This is a genomic window from Streptomyces daqingensis, from assembly GCF_014645895.1.
GTDB classification, from domain to species: Bacteria; Actinomycetota; Actinomycetes; order Streptomycetales; family Streptomycetaceae; genus Streptomyces; species Streptomyces daqingensis.
This window is the reverse complement of sequence record NZ_BMMP01000025.1, coordinates 16,673-35,449: the sequence shown is the minus strand read 5'-3', so window position 1 is coordinate 35,449 and position 18,777 is coordinate 16,673. Positions and strand designations below refer to the sequence as shown.

Here is an 18,777-nt window from a genome sequence, read left to right as displayed (position 1 = left end):
CCGCGCACAGTGCTGCCGATGCCGGATGCATCTTCGCACCCGTCACTGACACAGCGTCCCGCTCGCGTCGCCCAATGATCTTGACGGATGCGCCCGGCGCGCAAGGGGGCGTGGCCGCCTCGTCCACCGGATGCGCAGGTCGCGGGCTCCCGCCGCCCCCGTTGGTCCGCCGCCGTCCCCGGCTCCCGCCCCGCCCGGGTCCGCCCGCATACGTCCGAATCCGATCGCAGGAGGCCGGCGACGGACTGCCGCGGCATGCGCCGCACAGCGTCCTGACGCAACCGGGGCAGTGGTGCCGCGCGTCTTCCCTGAGAATCGTGCCTCTGTTCACATACGGCAGTTCGACCGTTCGCGAGACGGCACTATTGTGGGCGGGATTGCAGTACGACACCAGGGAGCTCATGACGTGCGGCCTGTAGGCAGCAAATACCTGCTCGAGGAGCCGATGGGCCGCGGCGCCACTGGCACCGTGTGGCGGGCGCAGCAGCGGGAGACCGCGGGCGCCGAGGCGGCCGTGGCAGGGCAGCCCGGCGAGACGGTGGCGATCAAGGTCCTCAAGGAGGAGCTCGCCAACGACCCGGACGTGGTCATGCGCTTCCTGCGGGAGCGCTCCGTCCTGCTCCGGCTCACCCACCACAACATCGTCCGCACCCGGGACCTCGTGGTGGAGGGCGACATGCTCGCCCTCGTCATGGACCTCGTCGACGGTCCGGACCTGCACCGCTACCTGCGCGAGAACGGTCCGTTCTCGCCCGTGGCCGCCGCCCTGGTGACCGCGCAGGTGGCCGACGCGCTCGCCGCGAGCCACGCCGACGGCGTCGTGCACCGCGACCTGAAGCCCGCGAACGTGCTGCTCGCCGACGGGCCGGAGGGCATGCGCCCCATGCTCACCGACTTCGGCATCGCGCGGCTCGCGGACTCGCCCGGCCTGACGCGCACCCAGGAGTTCGTGGGGACGCCGGCCTACGTGGCCCCCGAATCCGCCGAGGGCCGCCCGCAGACTTCCGCGGTCGACATCTACGGCGCGGGCATCCTGCTCTATGAGCTCGCGACCGGCCGTCCGCCCTTCGCGGGCGCCACCGCACTCGAGGTGCTGCACCGCCACCTCTCCGAGGAGCCGCAGCGTCCGCCGAGCATGCCGGACCCGCTGTGGACGGTGGTGCAGCGGTGCCTGAGCAAGCGGCCCGAGGAGCGGCCCAGCGCCGTCAACCTCGCCAACGCCCTCCGCACGGTCGCCGCCGGCATAGGAGCACAGGCGACCCCCGAGCAGGCGACGGCGGCCATGGGCGTGGCCGCGCTGCTGGCACCCGACCCGGCGCCGGCGCCGGTGCCGGACCAGACCGCCTCGTCCGGGGCTCCCGGCGGGGGAGCGGGCGACGCCGATCCCACCCAGGTGCTGCCGCACTCCGCGTCCGCCCAGGGCCAGGGCGGTTACGACCCGAACGCGGCGACCAGCGTCCTGCCGCAGAACGGCGGGGCGGGCGCCGGGGCCGGCGGGCTGAACCAGGGGGCGCAGGGCCCGAACGCGGACCCGACCCAGGTCATGCCGCCCGTGCCGGGCGGGCCCCCGCAGCAGTCGCCGGAGGGTGCCACGCCCGACGGCGCCCACCCCTGGCAGAGCCAGATGCGCGCGGCGCGCGACCGCAACGAGCAGACGCAGGTGCAGCCGCTCGACCCGAGCATGGACCCGCTCCGGCGGCGTCCCCCGCGCCAGCCCCAGCAGCCGCCGCAGCAGCCGCAGCGGCGCCAGCAGCAGGGGCCGCCGCCCCAGCAGTACGCGCAGCCGCAGCGCAGGCCCGCGCAGCAGCCGCCGCAGCGCCGGTACGAGCCGCAGCGTCCCCCGGCGCGGGAGCCCCGTCCGCCGCGTGAGCCTCGGCAGCGCAGCGCGAACCCGATGCACATTCCGGGGCTGGGCTGCCTCAAGGGCTGCCTGTTCATGATCCTGCTGATGGTCCTGGCGGCGGTGCTGGTGTGGAACTTCACTCCGCTTCCCGAGTGGTGGGAAGCGGGCAAGGATTTCTGGCAGTCGGTCGAGAACGTCTTCGCCGAGATCGGCGCCTTGATCGACAATGCTCAGAATTAGCCCTGCGGACAGGCGAGTTCGGAGATTTGTCGACTTCCTGGGTGGGAATTCCCGCTCGAAAGTGACGGTTGCGGCTTCCTTGGCCCTCAACGGCCCTTCCGCCGCGTAGTTTTGTCGCTATGGCACGGAAGATCGGCAGTCGCTACACGGCTCACCAGATCCTGGGACGCGGCAGCGCCGGCACGGTGTGGCTCGGCGAGGGCCCCGACGGCCCCGTCGCGGTCAAACTCCTGCGCGAGGACCTGGCCTCGGACCAGGACCTGGTGGAGCGGTTCGTACGGGAGCGCAGTGCGCTGCTCTGCCTCGACCACCCCCGTGTGGTCGGCGTCCGGGACCTGGTCGTGGACGGCAACGACCTCGCCCTCGTCATGCAGTTGGTGCGCGGCACGGACCTGCGCACCCGCCTGGAGCACGACCGCAGGCTCGCACCGCAAGCCGCCGTGGCCATCGCGGCGGACGTCGCCGACGCGCTCGCGGCGGCCCACACGGCGGGCATCGTGCACCGGGACGTCAAGCCCGAGAACGTCCTGCTGGACGCGCTGGCCCCGCCCGGCCCGGGAGGCGCGCCGCCCGCCCTGCTCACGGACTTCGGCGTCGCCAAGCTGATCGACTCGCCGCGCACGACCCGGGCCACGTCGATCATCGGCACGCCCGACTACCTCGCCCCGGAGATCGTCGAGGGGCTGCCGCCCCGCGCCTCCGTCGACATATACGCCCTCGCCACCGTGCTCTACGAACTCCTCGCCGGATTCACGCCGTTCGGCGGCGGCCATCCGGGCGCGGTGCTGCGCAGGCACGTCACCGAGTCCGTGGCTCCGCTGCCGGGCATCCCCGACGAGCTGTGGCAGCTCATCCACCAGTGCCTCGCGAAGGCGCCCGCCTCCAGGCTCCGGGCCGAGGAGGTCGCGTCCGGGCTGCGCGAACTGCTGCCGGACCTCGTGGACCTCCCGCCCCTGGACATCGACGAGCAGGCCGAGGAGCCCTACGAGCTGTACGACGGCCAGGGCGACGCGGACGAGGCGGCCCCGGGCGGCCACGCGCCGACGCTCACCGACCACGAGCAGCACCCCCACGCCGCGGGCGGCGGCCGTGCCGTGCCGGCGGGCGGCAGCCGCGGCGCCGTGCCGCTCGTCCACGGCGGCGCCCGTCCCGACTCCAACCGCGACACCCACACGAGCATGCGCGTGCCCGGCGCCGACGAGCTGGCGGGCGGCGCTCACGGCACGGCGCGGGCTCCCCGCGCCGCGGGGACGCCGCGGGCGGGTTCGGCGCGCAACCGCGTCACGGCCGCAGCGGCACGGCGCCGCAGGATCAAGCTGGGCGCCACCGCGACGGCGGTCGCCGTGGCCGCCGTCCTGGGAAGCTGGCTGGCGACGTCGGGCGACGACGGCGACACCACGCAGCCCGCGCCCGCGGTCGAGCAGCCGGAGGAGCCGTGACGGGGCGGGCGCCCCGGGGGCGGGCCGGTGCGCTACCCGGGCGGCGAACGCTGCCCGGGGCCAGCCGTTAGGGTGGAGGTGTGGCAGCCCCCGATTTTTCCGATGAGCTCAAGTCCCTCTCCTCCACCATGGAGTCGATCGAGGCAGTGATCGACCTCGACAGGATGAGGGCCGATATCGCGTCGCTCGAGGAGCAGGCGGCGGCCCCCGACCTGTGGGACGACGTGGATCGCGCGCAGCAGGTCACCAGCAGGTTGTCGTATCTGCAGGGTCAGCTGCGCAGGGTCGAGGAGCTGCGCTCGCGCATCGACGACGTCGAGGTGCTCTTCGAACTCGCCGAGAGCGAGGACGACACGGACGCGCGCACCGAGGCCCAGTCCGAGCTGGAGTCTCTCCGCAAGGCTGTGGACGAGATGGAGGTCCGCACCCTGCTCTCCGGCGAGTACGACCCCCGGGAGGCCGTCGTCAGCGTCCGCGCGGAAGCGGGCGGCGTCGACGCGGCGGACTTCGCCGAGCAGCTCATGCGGATGTACCTGCGCTGGAGCGAGCGCAAGGGCTACCCGACCGAGGTCTTCGACATCAGCTACGCGGAGGAGGCGGGCATCAAGTCCGCGACGTTCACGGTGAAGGCGCCGTACGCGTACGGCACTCTCTCCGTCGAGCAGGGCACCCACCGCATGGTGCGCATCTCGCCGTTCGACAACCAGGGGCGCCGTCAGACCTCCTTCGCCGGTGTCGAGGTGCTGCCCGTCGTGGAGCAGGTCGACCACATCGACATCCCCGAGAACGAACTGCGGATCGACGTCTTCCGCTCCTCCGGTCCGGGCGGCCAGTCGGTCAACACCACCGACTCGGCGGTCCGTATGACGCACATCCCGACCGGCATCGTCGTCTCCTGCCAGAACGAGAAGTCGCAGATCCAGAACCGTGCCGCCGCCATGCGCGTCATGCAGTCACGCCTGCTGGCCCACCGCCGGCAGGAGGAGCAGGCGAAGATGGACGCGCTCAAGGGCGACGGCGGCAACTCGTGGGGCAGCCAGATGCGTTCGTACGTCCTGCACCCTTATCAAATGGTGAAGGACCTGCGGACGGAGCATGAAGTCGGTAATCCCCAGGGCGTTCTCGACGGCGATATCGACGGCTTTCTCGAGGCCGGTATCCGCTGGCGCAAGCAGCAGGACCAGTAGCGGCCGCGGCGGAATCCCGCTGCCGCAGATAACGATTTGAGCCCCATCCGTCGAACTGGCCTGTCTACATGGGCATTTCACACTGTCTTCGCTTGACGGAGGTGTGAAAACTGGGAAAGCTGTCCGCTCGGCATGCCTGTGTCAGGGGCGCGTGCGGGGGTTGAGCGGACGAGTCCGTGTCCCTACTGAGGCTCCGCAGCCCGTCACACAGCTGCTCCACTGAAAAATGAAACTACTGGGGGTAGTTGGCCAATGATCAAATCGAAGACGCGGCTGCGTGTGGCGCGCGTCGCTGCCGGTGCTGTGTTCGCCGTCGGCGCCTCGCTCACGGCCGCGGGCGCCGCGGAGGCCGCGGACGGCGGCGAGTCCGCCGCCAAGCACCAGGACGGTCTCATCGGCGGAATCCTCGGTGGCGTGATCGGCGGTGGCGACAGCGGCGGCACCGGCGGGGAGACCGACGGCGGCACGACTGGTGACACCACCACGGGCGGTGACACCGAGGGCACCGTCTCCGGCGGCGACGACACCGGTGGTGACACCGAGGGCACCGTGACCGGTGGCGACACCGGTGGTGACACGGGTGGCGACAACGGTGGCGACACCGGCGGCGACAACGGTGGTGACTCGGGCGGCGACAACGGTGGCGACACCGGCAGCACCGGCGGTGACACCGGTGGTGACACGGGCGGCAGCACCGGTGGCGACACCGGCGGCGGCGAGGAGCCGGCCACCATCGGCGGTTCCGGCGGCGGCGACGACACCTGCGACCTGAACGACGACAGCGTCGAGTGCGAAGGCAGCAACACGCAGCCGGACAGCACCGACAGCCAGCCGGTCGAGCAGCAGCCGCAGGCCCCGAAGGAGGAGCTGGCGGACACCGGTTCGTCCGAGACCGCCTTCCTGCTGGTCGGTGCCGCGACGATGATCGCGGGCGGCGTCGCCTTCCGCATGATGCCGCGCATGATCAACCGCCGTACGGCCGCCTGACGTCCGTACATGAGCGGTAGGCCGCAGCGCGCGTGATCAACGCACGCGCACGCGAGCAGAGCGAGGGGCCCGGAACAGCGCACAGCGCCGTTCCGGGCCCCTCGTACGTTCTGGATCGCGGTGCTACTGCGGCCGGTTCGTGATCACGCCCCCGTCGTCACGCGTCCGCGGGCGGGAGACGTTCCGTGGCGGTCCGGCTACGCAAAGAGACCTGCGGCTGCTGCCGGGCGCCCCCGCTGCGCACGGTTACGCGACGGCCACCCGCTGCGCCAGGAAGGCCACGGCCAGCAGGGCGAGAACGAGAGTGAAGAGCGTCGCCGGCGAGAGGCCGCCGAGGGGGGACTCCCTGTGCACCCGCTCGCGGTGGGCGCGGCAGACGGGGCAGCGCCCCTCACTCACGGGGCCTGCGCAGTTGGCACACACCAGTCGGTCGCATGTCATGCGAGATCCTCCTCTGTCTGCCAACGAGGCCCCGGAGGCTTTGGTTCCCCGGGGCTCCTCGTTCCACTGTGCCAGGCTCCGCGGCCGGACGCAGAGGCATCCCGTGCGGGGTTCCCGGGCGCTTCGAGTGCCCCCTCTGCCGGGTTTGTACCTATAGGCACCGTGACCGAACCCACCAACGACGGACGCCGACTGCGCACCCTCCGCCCGTTCGCGTAAGGTCGCCACACCCCACCCAGCTGACGCTGGGAGGTCCCCGAGGGAGCCGCGCCCGCGGCTCCCGCAGCCCCTACCCCAGGCCGACGTGGTGTATCCGTGATCCGATTCGACAGCGTCTCCAAGTCCTACCCCAAGCAGAACCGCCCGGCCCTCCATGACGTCTCGCTGGAGGTCGAGCGCGGTGAGTTCGTCTTCCTGGTGGGTTCGTCCGGCTCCGGCAAGTCCACCTTCCTGCGGCTGATCCTCCGCGAGGAGAGGGCCAGCCAAGGCCAGGTGCACGTCCTGGGCAAGGACCTCGCGCGGCTGTCCAACTGGAAGGTGCCGCAGATGCGCCGCCAGCTCGGAACGGTGTTCCAGGACTTCAGGCTGCTGGCCAACAAGACGGTCGCCGAGAACGTCGCCTTCGCGCTCGAGGTCATCGGCAAGTCCCGCGGACAGATCCGCAAGACCGTGCCCGAGGTCCTCGACCTGGTCGGCCTGGGCGGCAAAGAGGACCGCATGCCAGGGGAGCTCTCCGGCGGCGAGCAGCAGCGGGTGGCCATCGCCCGCGCCTTCGCGAACCGTCCGATGCTGCTGATCGCGGACGAGCCGACCGGCAACCTCGACCCGCAGACCTCCGTGGGAATCATGAAGCTGCTGGACCGGATCAACCGGACCGGCACGACGGTCGTCATGGCCACGCACGACCAGCAGATCGTGGACCAGATGCGCAAGCGCGTCATCGAGCTGGAGCGCGGGCGGCTCGTGCGTGACCAGTCGCGTGGCGTCTACGGCTACCAGCACTGAGCCGGGCACGGGCGCTTCCCGGTGCGGCCGGGGCGCCCGTGAGGCAACGGTCTGAGCAGTCTGAGCAGTTGAGGCAGCAAACACTGAAAGGACGCCATGCGCGCCCAGTTCGTACTGTCGGAGATCAGCGTCGGTCTCCGCCGCAATCTCACGATGACCTTCGCGGTGATCGTGTCGGTCGCCTTGTCGCTGGCGCTCGCGGGCGGTTCCCTGCTCGCCCGGGAGCAGGTCAGCACGATGAAGGGCTACTGGTACGACAAGGTCCAGGTGTCGGTCTACCTCTGCAACGAGAACGACGCGGAGTCCGATCCCAACTGCGCCAAGGGCGCCGTCACCGAGGAGCAGAAGCAGCAGATCCAGGCGGAGCTGAAGAAGCTGCGCGTGGTCGACAAGGTCTACCACGAGTCCGCCGACGAGGCGTTCAAGCACTACCAGGAGCAGTTCAAGGACTCCCCGCTCGCGGACTCCCTCACCCCGGACCAGATGCAGGAGTCGTACCGGGTCAAGCTCAAGGACCCCACCAAGTACCGGGTGGTGCAGACCGCGTTCAGTGAAAGACCAGGTGTGCAGGAGGTCCAGGACCAGCGGAATCTGCTGGAGAACCTCTTCAACCTGCTCAACGGCATGAACATCGCAGCCCTCTTCGTGATGGGGCTGATGCTCGTCGTGGCGCTGCTGCTGATCGTCAACACGGTCAGGGTCTCCGCGTTCAGCAGGCGGCGGGAGACGGGGATCATGCGCCTCGTGGGCGCGTCCAGCTTCTACATCCAGATGCCGTTCATCCTCGAGGCCGCCATCGCGGGCCTGATCGGCGCGGGTTTCGCGTGCGTCCTCCTCCTCGGCGGCAAGTTCTTCCTCATCGACAGCTGGCTTGCCGACAAGATCGCGCTGATCAACTTCATCGGCTGGGACGCCGTGTTCAAGGTGCTGCCGCTGCTGATCGCCGTCGGTGTCCTCATGCCGGCCGTGGCAGCGTTCTTCACGCTGCGCAAGTACCTCAAGGTGTGACGCACGACGCGGGCGCCTTACGGCCAACGGCCCGTACGGCGCCCGCAGTCTGGCTTAGACTCCGAATCATGTCGGACTCGTGGTATTCCGGACCATCCCCCGACAAACGAAGGGGGAGTCCCCGGCAGCAGTTGCGCCGAGGGACGGGTCTGGCACTGGTTTTCGCGGGCGTTCTCGCGACGGGCGCCGCAACCGGCGCCTGGGGCGAGGGAGTTCAGCCCGTCGCCGGCTCGAACGAGGGTGCTGCGGGCTCTGTTCCCGCGAGCGCGCACTTCGGTGGGGACGGCGCGCGGGCAGCTCACGGCAAGGCGGGCGGCACGCACGACGACGGCCGCGCCCCCGACGGCCACGCGGAGGCCGAGGAACTGGTGAGCCGCAGCGGCGACCGCTGGTCCGCCGCCTATACGGCCCGGGAGTACGAGGGCCTCAAGCAGACGCTCGACGGCGAGTACGTCGGCATCGGCATCTCCGTCCGGCGCGAGCGCGGCCCCCGGGCGACGCTCTCCGTGACCGTGGCCCGGGTCCTGCCCGGGAGCCCGGCCGACCGTGCCGGCATCAGGCGCGGCGACCGGCTCGTCGCCGTCGACGGCGAGGGCGTCGCGGAGCGGCCCGTCACGGACGTCGTGGCCCGCCTGCGGGGCTCCGCCGGAAAGGGGCGGGACGCCAAGCCCGCCGAGCCCGGCAGCTCCGTCGAACTCCGGCTCGACCGCGACGGAGTGCACCGTACGGAGAAGCTGAAGCGCGAGCGGCTCACAGCCGACGCCGTCACGGTCGGGCCCACGGCCGGCGGCGCGACGCGGATCAAGGTCTCCTCCTTCACCAAGGGCTCCGCGCGGCAGATCCACCGCGCGGTGGCCGAAGAGGTACCGGACGGCGGGGGCATCCTGCTCGACCTGCGCGGCAACGCGGGCGGCCTGGTCAGCGAGGCGGTCGAGGCGGCCTCCGCGTTCCTCGACGGCGGTCTCGTCGCCACGTACGAGGAGAACGGCACCCAGCGGGCCCTGTATGCGGACGGCGGCCCGGGCGGCAGCGCCCATGCCGTGCGGGCGTCGTCGGGAGGATCGGCCGCCCACCCGCTGGTGGTGCTGGTGGACAGCGGCACGATGAGCGCCGCCGAGCTGCTCACGGGAGCCCTGCAGGACAGGGGGCGGGCCGTCGTCGTCGGTTCGCGGACCTTCGGCAAGGGCTCCGTCCAGATGCCGCGGAAGCTCTCCGACGGTTCCGTCGCCGAGCTGACGGTCGGGCACTACGAGACGCCGTCGGGGCGCACCCTGGACGGGGAGGGCATCACCCCGGACCTGTCCGTGGCCACGTCCGGGAACGCCGCCGAGCGGGCCCGCACAGTATTGAGTGGCCTCCAGCCCCGTCCGTAGTGGAAGAATGGCCTGGCTATGGCGAAGAAGGACGGCAAGAACAAGGGCAAGGGCAAGGCCAAGGACGCACAGGGCCGGCAGGTCATCGCGCAGAACAAGAAGGCGCGGCACGACTACCTCATCCTGGACACCTTCGAGTGCGGGATCGTCCTGACGGGAACGGAGGTCAAGTCACTGCGGCAAGGGCGCGCATCGCTCGTCGACGGCTTCGGCCAGATCGACGGCGGCGAGGTCTGGCTGCACAACGTCCACATCCCCGAATACGCGCAGGGCACGTGGACGAACCACACGGCCCGGCGTAAGCGGAAGCTGCTGCTGCACCGGTACGAGATCGACAAGCTGATCGGGAAGACCCAGGAGACGGGCCACACCCTGGTCCCGCTCGTCCTGTACTTCCTGAACGGGCGGGCCAAGGTCGAGCTCGCCCTCGCGAAGGGCAAGAAGGAGTACGACAAGCGCCAGACCCTGCGCGAGAAGCAGGACCGCCGCGAGTCGGAGCGGGCGATGTCGGCAGCCCGCCGGAGACAGAGAGTGCAGGCCTGAACACGGTGCGCGCTCCCCGCGGGAGGCGCTTCGCGCCGGGCGGGGCGCCGAGCCGGTTCCGGGGCCTCCGTGAGGCGGTGGCGTGCGGCGGGCGAGGGCTCGCGGGAACAACTGCCGGGCGTTAACAGTTGGCACCGTCACGGCCGGGTCACGTACCATGGTCAGCAGCGCAGCCCGTGAGGGTGCGCGGTTTGTCAACTCAACATGGGGATGATCGGTTTCGACAGCGGATGTCGAAGTAGGTGAAGCGAGCCGAGGAACGCGGCAATGATCTCGTTAACCATGTGCCGCAAAAAAATAATCGCCAATCAGAAGCGCGATTCCTTCGCCCTCGCTGCCTAAGCAGCGAGCGTGAAGTGTCAGCCCGGGTGCGTTCCCGCCCCGGATCCTGGCATCAGCTAGGGAACTCACCGCGTAGGCCCGGTCACGGGGCCTGCCGGGACATCAAACAGTGACTGGGCCCGTCGGAGACTTGTCCACGTGATCTCCGGGGCCGAGAAAATCGAAGTGGACTGCGCTCGGAGAAGCCCTGCTTCCCCTCCGTTGGACGCGGGTTCGATTCCCGCCATCTCCACGAGGTCGAGGGCGACGTGTGTCCGCGGAAAGCGCGGACCGGGTCGCCCTCTTCGTGTTTTGCGAGGCTTCGCCTCGCGGGGCGGGGGCTTCGCCACCCGCACCCCCCGCGGGGGCTGCGCCCCCGGCACCCCCCTTGTGGGGGCTGCGCCCCCTACGGCCCCGTGGTGGGTGGGGTTGGTTTGTGGCTCTCTGTTTGTGGGGGCTGCGCCCCCTACGGCCCCGTGGTGGGTGGGGTTGGTTTGTGGGTCTCTGTTTGTGGGGGCTGCGCCCCCTACGGCCCCGTGGTGGGTGGGGTTGGTTTGTGGGTCTCCGTTTGTGGGGCCCCTACGCTCCCGGGTCGTTGCGGCTCTCTAGTTGTGGGGCTGCGCCCTCTACTGGCCCGTGGGTGGAGGGGTTTGTTCTCTGCTTTCTGTTTATCGGGATTTGCCCCTGCGCGGGAATTTTGAGCTGAGTTGGGCTTCTGGCATCCCCATTTGCAGGGATTGGCTCCGGTGGGCCGGGTGGGTAACTCTTGGGCGGAACGGGGCGGTTGTCGCTTGAGCGGCGTTCGTCGAAGGGGCCGGGACGGAAGGACGGGACTTGGCCCTTCGGTCGTCACGGCTTTCGTGCTGTGATGGGCTCATGGAACGTACGGACAGCAACAGCCAGCTCACCCTCCCGGAGGAGCTCTACCTCCTCGCCTGCGATATGGAGACCGAGAAGCTCACGAAGCGGGACGTCATGGGGAACGTCCTGCGTGCGGCGGTGCTCGTGGAACTGACCGACCGCGGATGCCTCACCGACGACGGGGGCAAGGCCCGCCCAGTCGGTGACCGGCGCACCGGCGACCCGTTGCTCGACGCGGCCCTGCGCGGGATAGCGGAAGACAAGCCCCGCAAGTGGAAGGCCCAGGTGCAGCTGCAACGCAAGCACCATTTCAAGACCGTCGAGGAGCAGCTCGAACGCGCGCGTCTCATCGCCATCGAGCGCCGCACCTGGCGGTACGACCGGATCGTGGTCAAGGACCAGGCCCTCGTGAAGCGGCTGCAAGCGGAGGTCGGCGAGACGCTGACGAGCGGGCGGCCCGTGAAGGACTACAGCACTCGCCAGGCCGCGCTGGCCGCGCTCGCCGCCGCCGGTCAGTTCCCGACCGTCATCTCCGGCAAGGACCAGCGCAAGTACAAGGAGCGCATCAAGGCGCTGACGGAGCGCGCCGGAGAGGCGGGTCCCGCGCTGAAGAAGGCGCTGAACGACATGCAGGTGGCCACCATGATCGCCGTGGGTGCCGCCATCTCCGCGGGTTCCAGCTGACGGGGGCGGGAGGAGCCGTATGGCCGACGAGCCGCGCGCCCGGCCGGTCTCCCGCGCGGCGGACGTGGAGCCGCTCGGCCCCGGGTCGCTGACGTGGAAGTACTTCGGGGACTGGCGCGGGGTGCTGCTCGCGCCCTGGGCGGGTGCGATGCAGAACATGCACCCCGGTCTGGGCGCCGGCGTTGCCGGGCACTCGCGCTTCTTCGAGGAGCGGTGGCAGCGGCTCTTCCGCTCGCTCTATCCGATCGGCGGCGTCGTCTACGACGGTCCGGGGGCCGCGGAGACCGCGCGGCAGGTCCGCGGGTACCACGACGCGATCAAGGGCGTGGACGACCGGGGGCGTCCGTACCACGCGCTCGACCCCGACACCTTCTACTGGGCGCACTCCACGTTCTTCATGCTCACGCTGCTCGTGGCCGACCGTTTCGGCCCAGGCCTGAGCGAAGCAGAGAAGAGCCGGCTCTTCGACGAGCACGTCACGTGGTGGCGGCTCTACGGGATGAGCACGCGCCCGGTGCCGGAGAGCTGGCCCGGCTTCCTCGCGTACTGGGACCGGATGGCGTCCGAGGTGCTGGAGGACAACCAGCCCGCGCGTGACGTCCTCGACATCCGCCGTATCGCCAGGCCCCCGGCCCTGTCGTGGATGCCGCACTTGGTGTGGCGGGCGCTTCGCGGGCCGCAGGCACGCTTCACCGTCTGGTTCACGGTCGGTCTCTTCCCGCCCGCGGTGCGGGAGCGCCTCGGTTACCGGTGGACCGTGCGGGACGAGCGCCGGCTGCGGCGTATCGGCCGGGCCGTGCACCACGTGTGGCGGCTGGTGCCCTTCAGGTTCCGCTACCACCCGCGGGCCAGGGCGGGCTGGGAGCGCGAGGCGGGACGGCGGTCAGCGGACGCGCCTCGCGTCGAGTCCCCTGAGCGGTACGCGCCGCTCCCGGACGAACGTGACTCGCCCAAGCACTATGCGCCGCCGGGAGGTTGGCGGGCCGGGCGCCGGCAGCAGTAGGTGCGCTGAGGCTGCTCTGTTGCGGGCGGATGGCCTGCGTACGAAGTCCGCGTTGCGTTACATCAGCCTGGGGTGCGGGCTGTTGACCCTGGTCAGGGGCGTCGTTAGCTTCGACGCCATGCGCAGATCCCGTCTCACACAGCGGCGCGCTGTGGATCTCCGGCGCGTCGCCTCGGCGCTGTGTAGCTGATCTCTTCCCGGAGGCACGCCTTTCGCCGTGCCTCCGCGTCTTCTGCGTCCAACTCCTGCCGTTCCGCAGGTAGTTCGCGCGTTCTCCTTCCCGTGACCGGGGCGGATCGAGCGCGTTCCCCGATCAGCCGCACCAGAACGAACCGGGACATCGACATGCCCAGGCCTCCCTCTGCCCGCCGACAGCGCCGTCGCCGTGAACAGACCCGCGTACGGCGTCCTCTCGTACTGCTCGCCGCTCTCACCCTCCCTGCCGCGCTCGTCAGTTGCGCCCAGCAGGAGGACGGCGGCGTCAGCGACGCGAAGCTCGCGAAGACCGAGATCCCCCCGAAGGTCTCGCCCAGGACGACACTCACCGTCGGAGCGCCCGAGGACCGCGTCCTCCTCCGGCTCACCGGAGCCGTGAAGAAGCTCGGCTTCAAGGTGAAGTGGGCGAACATCAGCGGCGGCCCGCAGTGCTCCGAGGCCTTCCGGGCGCACTCGCTCGACCTGTGCGCGTCCGCCGAAGTGCCGTCCGTACACGCCCGCTGGACCGGACTGGACACGAAACTCGTCGCCGCGGAGGTACGGAAGCACCCTCTGCGGAACCCCGTCTACCGGCTGGGGATCGCCCCGGGAGCGGGCATCGACTCGCTGAAGGACCTGCGCGGGAAGAAGATCGCGTTCAGCCCGGGCCAGGCCCAGGGCGCGCTGGTGCTGCGCATCCTCGCGAAGGCCGGTCTGGAGAAGAGTGACGTGAAGCTCGTCGAGATTCCCAGCACCGGCGACGTCTACTCCACAGCTCTCGGCGAGCGCCAGGTCGACGCCGCGCCGCTGGGCGCGGTCAACCTCAAGCGCTACCCGGCCAAGTACGGCAGAGAGGGAGGCAGGACGATCCCGCACGGGATACGTGACGACGCCTCGCACCTGTGGGCGCCGACGGAGACCGTCTCCGATCCCCGGAAGGCCGCGGCCGTACGGGAGTTCGTCAAGCACTGGGCGCGGGCCCAGGTGTGGGCCTACGAGCACCCCGGGGAGTGGGTCGAGGAGTACGCGGTGCGGGACCAGGGCCTGAGCCGTGCCGACGGTGCCTACCTGCACAAGCACAACGGTGCCCCGGAGATTCCCGCCGGCTGGGACGAGGTCATCGGACGGCACCAGAAGACGATCGACCTGCTGGCGCGGGAGACCGGCCAGGACAGCTTCGACGCGGCGACGCTCTACGACCGTCGTTTCGAGCCCGTGGCGGCGAACGCCCTGCGCGCGAAAGGGGAGTTGACGCCGTGAGCACCCTGACGAAGAAACCCGCCCCGGAGCGCGCCGCCGGCGCGGACCGGCCGGGGCGCGCGCCCGGGACGCGGGGCCCGCGTCTCGCTCCGGGCCGTCCGCGCCGCTTCGGCAAGGCGCTCGGGCCCGTGGTGCTGGTCGCCCTCTGGTCGGCCGGGTCCGCGGCGGGCCTCATAGAGCCGCGTCTGCTGTCGCCGCCCTGGACCGTCGTGGCCACGGCGGGAGACCTCATCGCCGACGGCAGGCTCCAGGGGCATCTCGCTGCCTCGGCCCAACGGGCCCTGCTGGGCCTGGTCTTCGGAACGGCTGCGGGCCTGCTGCTCGCGGTCGCCGCCGGGCTCAGCCGCATCGGTGAGGGGCTCATCGACGGGCCGGTGCAGATGAAGCGGGCGCTGCCGTCGCTGGCGCTCGTGCCGCTGCTGGTCCTGTGGTTCGGCATCGGCGAGACGATGAAGGTCGTCACCGTCGCGCTCGCCGTCTTCGTGCCCGTCTACATCCACACGCACAACGGCCTGCGCACCATCGACAGCCGCTACGTCGAACTGTCGGAGACGGTGCGGCTCAGCCGCCGGCGGTTCGTACGCCACGTGGTGCTGCCCGGCGCGCTCCCCGGCTTCCTGCTGGGGATGCGGTTCGCCGTGACGGCGGCCTGGCTGGCGCTCGTCGTCGTGGAACAAGTCAACGCCACCAGCGGACTCGGCTACATGATGGAGCTGGCGCGTACGTACGGGCAGACCGAGATCATCATCGTCGGACTGGTCGTGTACGGGCTGCTGGGTCTCCTCTCCGACGGGCTGGTGCGGTACACCGAGAGGAGGGTGCTGTCATGGCGACGGACACTCGCGAACTGAGCGCGGCGGGACGAGGGCGGGCAGCCGTCCGCATCAGGGGGCTGGAGCGCTCCTTCGGGCCGCGGAAGATCCTCGACGGGCTCGAACTCGACATCGCACCGGGGGAGTTCGTGGCGCTCCTCGGACGCAGCGGTTCGGGCAAGTCGACGCTGCTGCGGGCCTTGGCGGGTCTGGACCACGACGTGACGGGCAAGGGCGTGCCGGACGCGCCCGACGATGTCTCGGTCGTCTTCCAGGACGCCCGGCTGCTGCCCTGGAAGCCGGTGCTGGACAACGTCGTCCTCGGACTCGACGGTCCCGGCGCCAGGGAGCGCGGACGTGCGGCTCTGGCCGAAGTCGGCCTCGCCGAGCGGGAGTCGGCGTGGCCCGTGGAGCTGTCGGGCGGCGAGCAGCAGCGGGTGTCCCTCGCCCGGTCGCTCGTGCGCGAGCCTCGACTCCTGCTGGCGGACGAGCCGTTCGGCGCACTCGACGCACTGACCCGTATCCGCATGCACGAGTTGCTGCGGAAGCTGTGCGCGGCACACCGCCCGGCCGTGCTCCTCGTGACGCACGACGTCGACGAGGCGATCGAACTCGCCGACCGCGTCGTAGTGCTGGAGCAGGGACGCCTCATCGCGGACCTCCCCAGCGTGACCGACGGGCCGCCGCGCCCCGGCACGCCGGAACACGCCGCACTGCGCGGCGAGTTGCTGGCCCGGCTCGGTCTCGGGGCGGCAGCGGCATCCAAGCGGGAGGAGGTGCTCGTATGACCGGCGCCCGTGAACTCCACCTGAACCTGTTCATCTACCCGGGAGGCCATCACGAGGCAGCCCGGCGGCACGGGAGTTCGGACACCGCGCGGCTTCTGGACATCCGCTTCTACCAGGACCTCGCGCGCCGTGCGGAGGCCGCCGCTTTCGACGGAATCTTCCTCGCGGACGGTCCGGCTCTCGCGGACAACGTGCGCTACGCCAGCAGGTTCCGGCTGGAGCCCCTGACGTGGCTGTCGGCCGTCGCCGCGGCGACGGAGCGGATCGGCCTCATCGGCACCGCGTCCACCACGTACACGGAGCCCTACAACCTGGCCCGGCAGTTCGCCTCGCTCGACCATCTGAGCGCGGGCAGGGCGGGGTGGAACATCGTCACCACGGGTGCTCCGCAGGCCGCGGCGAACTTCGGCCTCGACGCCCACCCCGTGCACGCCGAACGGTACGAGCGCGCCCGCGACTTCCTCGAAGCCGTCACCAAGCTCTGGGACAGCTGGGAGGACGGCGCCCTCGTCGCGGACCAGGCAGGCGGCCTCTTCGCCGACACCGACAGGATCCACGCCGTCGACCACGAGGGGCCCCTGCTGAGCGTGAAGGGGCCTCTCAACATCCCCCGATCGCCGCAGGGGAGGCCCGTATACGTACAGGCGGGATCGTCTCCGGACGGGCGTGCGCTGGCGGCGCGGTACGCGGAGACCGTCTTCACCGCGCATCAGACGCTGGAGAGCGCCCAGGAGTTCTACGCCGACCTGAAGCGGCGCGCGGCCCGACTCGGCCGCGATCCGGGGCAGTTGCTGGTGCTGCCCGGTATCAGCCCGTTCGTCGCTTCCACGGAGGCTGAGGCGAGGCGTCTGCACGAGCAGTTCAACTCGCTGACGCAGCCCGAGTATTCGCTGGAGCTGCTGCACCGGCTGCTGGGAATCCGGCTCTCGCAGGAGGAGCTGGACGGTCCGGTACCGCGCGAGCTGATCGGGACGGAGGGCGAACGCGGCGACCACAGCCGTTTCCGCCTCGTCCTCGGCATCATCGAGCGTGAGGAGCTCACCGTCCGGCAGCTGCTCCACCGGCTGGCGGGCGCCCGGGGACACCGCGTCATCGCCGGCACGCCCGAGCAGGTCGCCGATCAGCTCTCGCAGTGGTTCGAGCAGGGAGCGGCCGACGGCTTCAACGTCATGCCGCCCTGGCTGCCGGGCGGGTTCGAGGTGTTCGCGGACGAGGTCGTCCCCATCCTGCGGCGGCGCGGGCTGTTCCGCCACGCCTACACCGGCAGCACCCTGCGGGAGCACTACGGACTGCCCCGTCCCGGCAGCCGCTACGCGGCCCGGGCGGCCCCGTCCGTGGTCTGACGGCGGGGCGCAGTTCTCCCGGGTGCCTCGCCGTCCGCGCGTGCCGGTGCCGGTGCCGAGACCCGCGCCGGTGCCGGGGGACGGTCAGCCGCGGAGCGGCACCTTCGGGAGCCCGGCCCTCCGCTCCGTACGCCGCGCCCACGCGAAGCGGAGCGCCGCGGAGGAGGCCGCCGCCGCGGCCAGAACGGCCGCGGCCGGCGGCAGCGCGAACGGGGCCTGGCCCGGCAGGTGTTCGGCGGTCCAGCCCGCCGCGGCCGAACCGCCGGCGATGCCGGTCAGCAGGGCCGTGACGGCCCACGTCATGCCCTCGTTCAGGCGGACCGGCGGGACGGTCTCCTGGATGAGCGTCATGCCCGTCACCATCGCGGGTGCCGTTCCCATGCCCGCGACGAGCAGGGCCGCCGCGAGAAGCACGAGACTCCCCGTGCTCGCGGCGGCGAACGACACCAGCGCCAGGAGGGCCATCACGCACACGCACAGCGCGAACCGCCGGACGAGCGGGCCCGACGGGGGACGTACGGTGCCGACGAGGAGCCCGGCGACCGCCGAGCCCGCCGCGTGGAAGGCCAGCACCACGCCGGCCGCCGCCTGCTGCCCGCGGTCGCCGGCGAAGGCGATCGTCGCGATCTCCATCGAGCCGAAGACCGCGCCGATGCACAGGAACGACGCCAGCAGCGGGGCGAGGGCGGGCAGCCTCAGAGGGGCGGGGCGCCCTCCCGCCGCCCTCGCCGTCACCGGCGGCTCGGTGCGGCGCTCCCGCAGGAAGATCAGCATGCCCAGGAGCAGCAGCCCAGCCGCCGTTAACGTGCCCGACTCCGGGAGGAGCTGCGTGCACAGGACTGCGGCGACGGGCGGCCCGGTCATGAAGCACAGCTCGTCGGCGGCTTGTTCGAAGGAGTTGGCGGTGTGCCGGGGCCCGGAGTCGTGCCGGAAGAGGTGCGCCCAGCGTGCCCGGGACATGCCGCCGGTGTTGGGCGTCGTCGCCGTGGCGGCGTACGAGGCGAACAGGGTCCAGTCGGGTGCCCCGAACCGCACGCACGCCGCGAGCGACACGGCGCCTCCCGCGGCGATCAGTGTCGCGGGCAGAGCGATCCGTGACTGCCCGTACCGGTCGATGAGCCGCGCCGTCAGCGGTCCCACCACGGCGGTGGCGGCAAGTCCCGTCGCAGTGACGGCTCCCGCCAGCGCGTACGAGCCGCGAGCGGAGGCGATCATGATGACGGCGGAGACCGTGAACATGCCCATGGGCAGCCGCGCGAGCATGCTGCCGGCGGTGAACGCACCCGTTCCCGGTTCGGCGAACAGCCGCCTGTAGGGGGCGAGTCGGCTCCGCACGGGGTGCGGTCGGGGAGCGGCGGCGCTGGGCATGCGGGCCAGCCTTCCCGTCGGACGGCACGCTCGGCCACCCGTTTTCTCCGGCGGTGCCCCGCCGCCGCGTCCCCGG

17 protein-coding genes and 1 other RNA gene are annotated in these 18,777 nt (G+C 71.2%); 16 read left to right on the top strand and 2 right to left on the bottom strand.

What is annotated here, in order from left to right; genetic code table 11:
- The first annotated feature begins 406 nt into the window (after window positions 1-406).
- The 4 genes from IEY56_RS26445 (at window position 407) to IEY56_RS26430 (ending at window position 5,696) form a co-directional block, all read left to right on the top strand.
- Window positions 407-2,083: a serine/threonine-protein kinase gene (locus IEY56_RS26445; RefSeq protein ID WP_189039799.1), complete on the top strand. Its 1,677-nt coding sequence runs from the start codon at window positions 407-409 to the stop codon at window positions 2,081-2,083.
- Window positions 2,084-2,202: 119 nt separating this feature from the next.
- The gene (locus tag IEY56_RS26440; RefSeq protein ID WP_189039798.1) at window positions 2,203-3,522 is read left to right on the top strand and encodes a serine/threonine-protein kinase; all 1,320 of its coding nucleotides are present in this window, start codon (window positions 2,203-2,205) and stop codon (window positions 3,520-3,522) included.
- Between the two features lie 80 nt (window positions 3,523-3,602).
- A complete protein-coding gene (gene prfB, locus IEY56_RS26435; RefSeq protein ID WP_189039797.1) occupies window positions 3,603-4,709 on the top strand; it encodes a peptide chain release factor 2 in 1,107 nt (368 codons plus the stop codon).
- A 252-nt stretch (window positions 4,710-4,961) separates the two neighbouring features.
- Complete coding sequence (locus IEY56_RS26430; protein WP_189039796.1) at window positions 4,962-5,696, top strand: LPXTG cell wall anchor domain-containing protein; 735 nt, start codon at window positions 4,962-4,964, stop codon at window positions 5,694-5,696.
- A 246-nt stretch (window positions 5,697-5,942) separates the two neighbouring features.
- On the opposite strand, the gene IEY56_RS26425 is transcribed toward IEY56_RS26430, so the two are convergent.
- Window positions 5,943-6,137, bottom strand: coding sequence for a hypothetical protein (locus IEY56_RS26425; protein ID WP_189039795.1), 195 nt, complete (start codon window positions 6,135-6,137; stop codon window positions 5,943-5,945).
- Window positions 6,138-6,452: 315 nt separating this feature from the next.
- Between IEY56_RS26425 and ftsE the strand changes: the two genes are divergently transcribed.
- The 12 genes from ftsE to IEY56_RS26370 all read left to right on the top strand — a co-directional run bounded on the left by ftsE (window position 6,453) and on the right by IEY56_RS26370 (window position 17,333).
- The gene (gene ftsE / locus IEY56_RS26420; protein ID WP_189039794.1) at window positions 6,453-7,142 is read left to right on the top strand and encodes a cell division ATP-binding protein FtsE; all 690 of its coding nucleotides are present in this window, start codon (window positions 6,453-6,455) and stop codon (window positions 7,140-7,142) included.
- A gap of 96 nt (window positions 7,143-7,238) precedes the next feature.
- Complete coding sequence (gene ftsX / locus IEY56_RS26415) at window positions 7,239-8,150, top strand: permease-like cell division protein FtsX (RefSeq protein WP_189039793.1); 912 nt, start codon at window positions 7,239-7,241, stop codon at window positions 8,148-8,150.
- Between the two features lie 68 nt (window positions 8,151-8,218).
- Window positions 8,219-9,523: a S41 family peptidase gene (locus IEY56_RS26410; RefSeq protein WP_189039792.1), complete on the top strand. Its 1,305-nt coding sequence runs from the start codon at window positions 8,219-8,221 to the stop codon at window positions 9,521-9,523.
- 18 nt (window positions 9,524-9,541) lie between these two features.
- Entirely contained in the window at window positions 9,542-10,066 is a 525-nt protein-coding gene (smpB, locus tag IEY56_RS26405) for an SsrA-binding protein SmpB (RefSeq protein ID WP_189039791.1), read from the top strand.
- A gap of 206 nt (window positions 10,067-10,272) precedes the next feature.
- Window positions 10,273-10,643, top strand: a transfer-messenger RNA (tmRNA) gene (gene ssrA, locus IEY56_RS26400).
- A 620-nt stretch (window positions 10,644-11,263) separates the two neighbouring features.
- Window positions 11,264-11,932: a GOLPH3/VPS74 family protein gene (locus tag IEY56_RS26395; RefSeq protein WP_189039790.1), complete on the top strand. Its 669-nt coding sequence runs from the start codon at window positions 11,264-11,266 to the stop codon at window positions 11,930-11,932.
- Window positions 11,933-11,951: 19 nt separating this feature from the next.
- Complete coding sequence (locus tag IEY56_RS26390; protein WP_189039789.1) at window positions 11,952-12,935, top strand: oxygenase MpaB family protein; 984 nt, start codon at window positions 11,952-11,954, stop codon at window positions 12,933-12,935.
- The gene (locus IEY56_RS29150; RefSeq protein WP_373292194.1) at window positions 12,892-13,125 is read left to right on the top strand and encodes a putative leader peptide; all 234 of its coding nucleotides are present in this window, start codon (window positions 12,892-12,894) and stop codon (window positions 13,123-13,125) included. The genes IEY56_RS26390 and IEY56_RS29150 overlap by 44 nt, the downstream gene beginning before the upstream one ends.
- A gap of 155 nt (window positions 13,126-13,280) precedes the next feature.
- Window positions 13,281-14,390, top strand: a complete 1,110-nt coding sequence (locus IEY56_RS26385) for an ABC transporter substrate-binding protein (RefSeq protein ID WP_189039788.1) — start codon at window positions 13,281-13,283, stop codon at window positions 14,388-14,390.
- Window positions 14,387-15,241: an ABC transporter permease gene (locus IEY56_RS26380; RefSeq protein WP_189039787.1), complete on the top strand. Its 855-nt coding sequence runs from the start codon at window positions 14,387-14,389 to the stop codon at window positions 15,239-15,241. Before IEY56_RS26385 ends, IEY56_RS26380 begins: the two co-directional genes overlap by 4 nt.
- Window positions 15,217-15,990: an ABC transporter ATP-binding protein gene (locus tag IEY56_RS26375; protein ID WP_189039786.1), complete on the top strand. Its 774-nt coding sequence runs from the start codon at window positions 15,217-15,219 to the stop codon at window positions 15,988-15,990. The genes IEY56_RS26380 and IEY56_RS26375 overlap by 25 nt, the downstream gene beginning before the upstream one ends.
- Window positions 15,987-17,333 (top strand): LLM class flavin-dependent oxidoreductase, encoded by a 1,347-nt coding sequence (locus IEY56_RS26370; RefSeq protein ID WP_189039785.1) that lies wholly within the window; start codon window positions 15,987-15,989, stop codon window positions 17,331-17,333. Before IEY56_RS26375 ends, IEY56_RS26370 begins: the two co-directional genes overlap by 4 nt.
- Before the next feature lie 84 nt (window positions 17,334-17,417).
- Here the strand turns inward: IEY56_RS26370 and IEY56_RS26365 are convergent, their stop codons facing one another.
- On the bottom strand, window positions 17,418-18,701 hold the full coding sequence (locus IEY56_RS26365; RefSeq protein WP_189039784.1) for an MFS transporter: 1,284 nt from the start codon (window positions 18,699-18,701) through the stop codon (window positions 17,418-17,420).
- Between the last annotated feature and the right edge of the window lie 76 nt (window positions 18,702-18,777).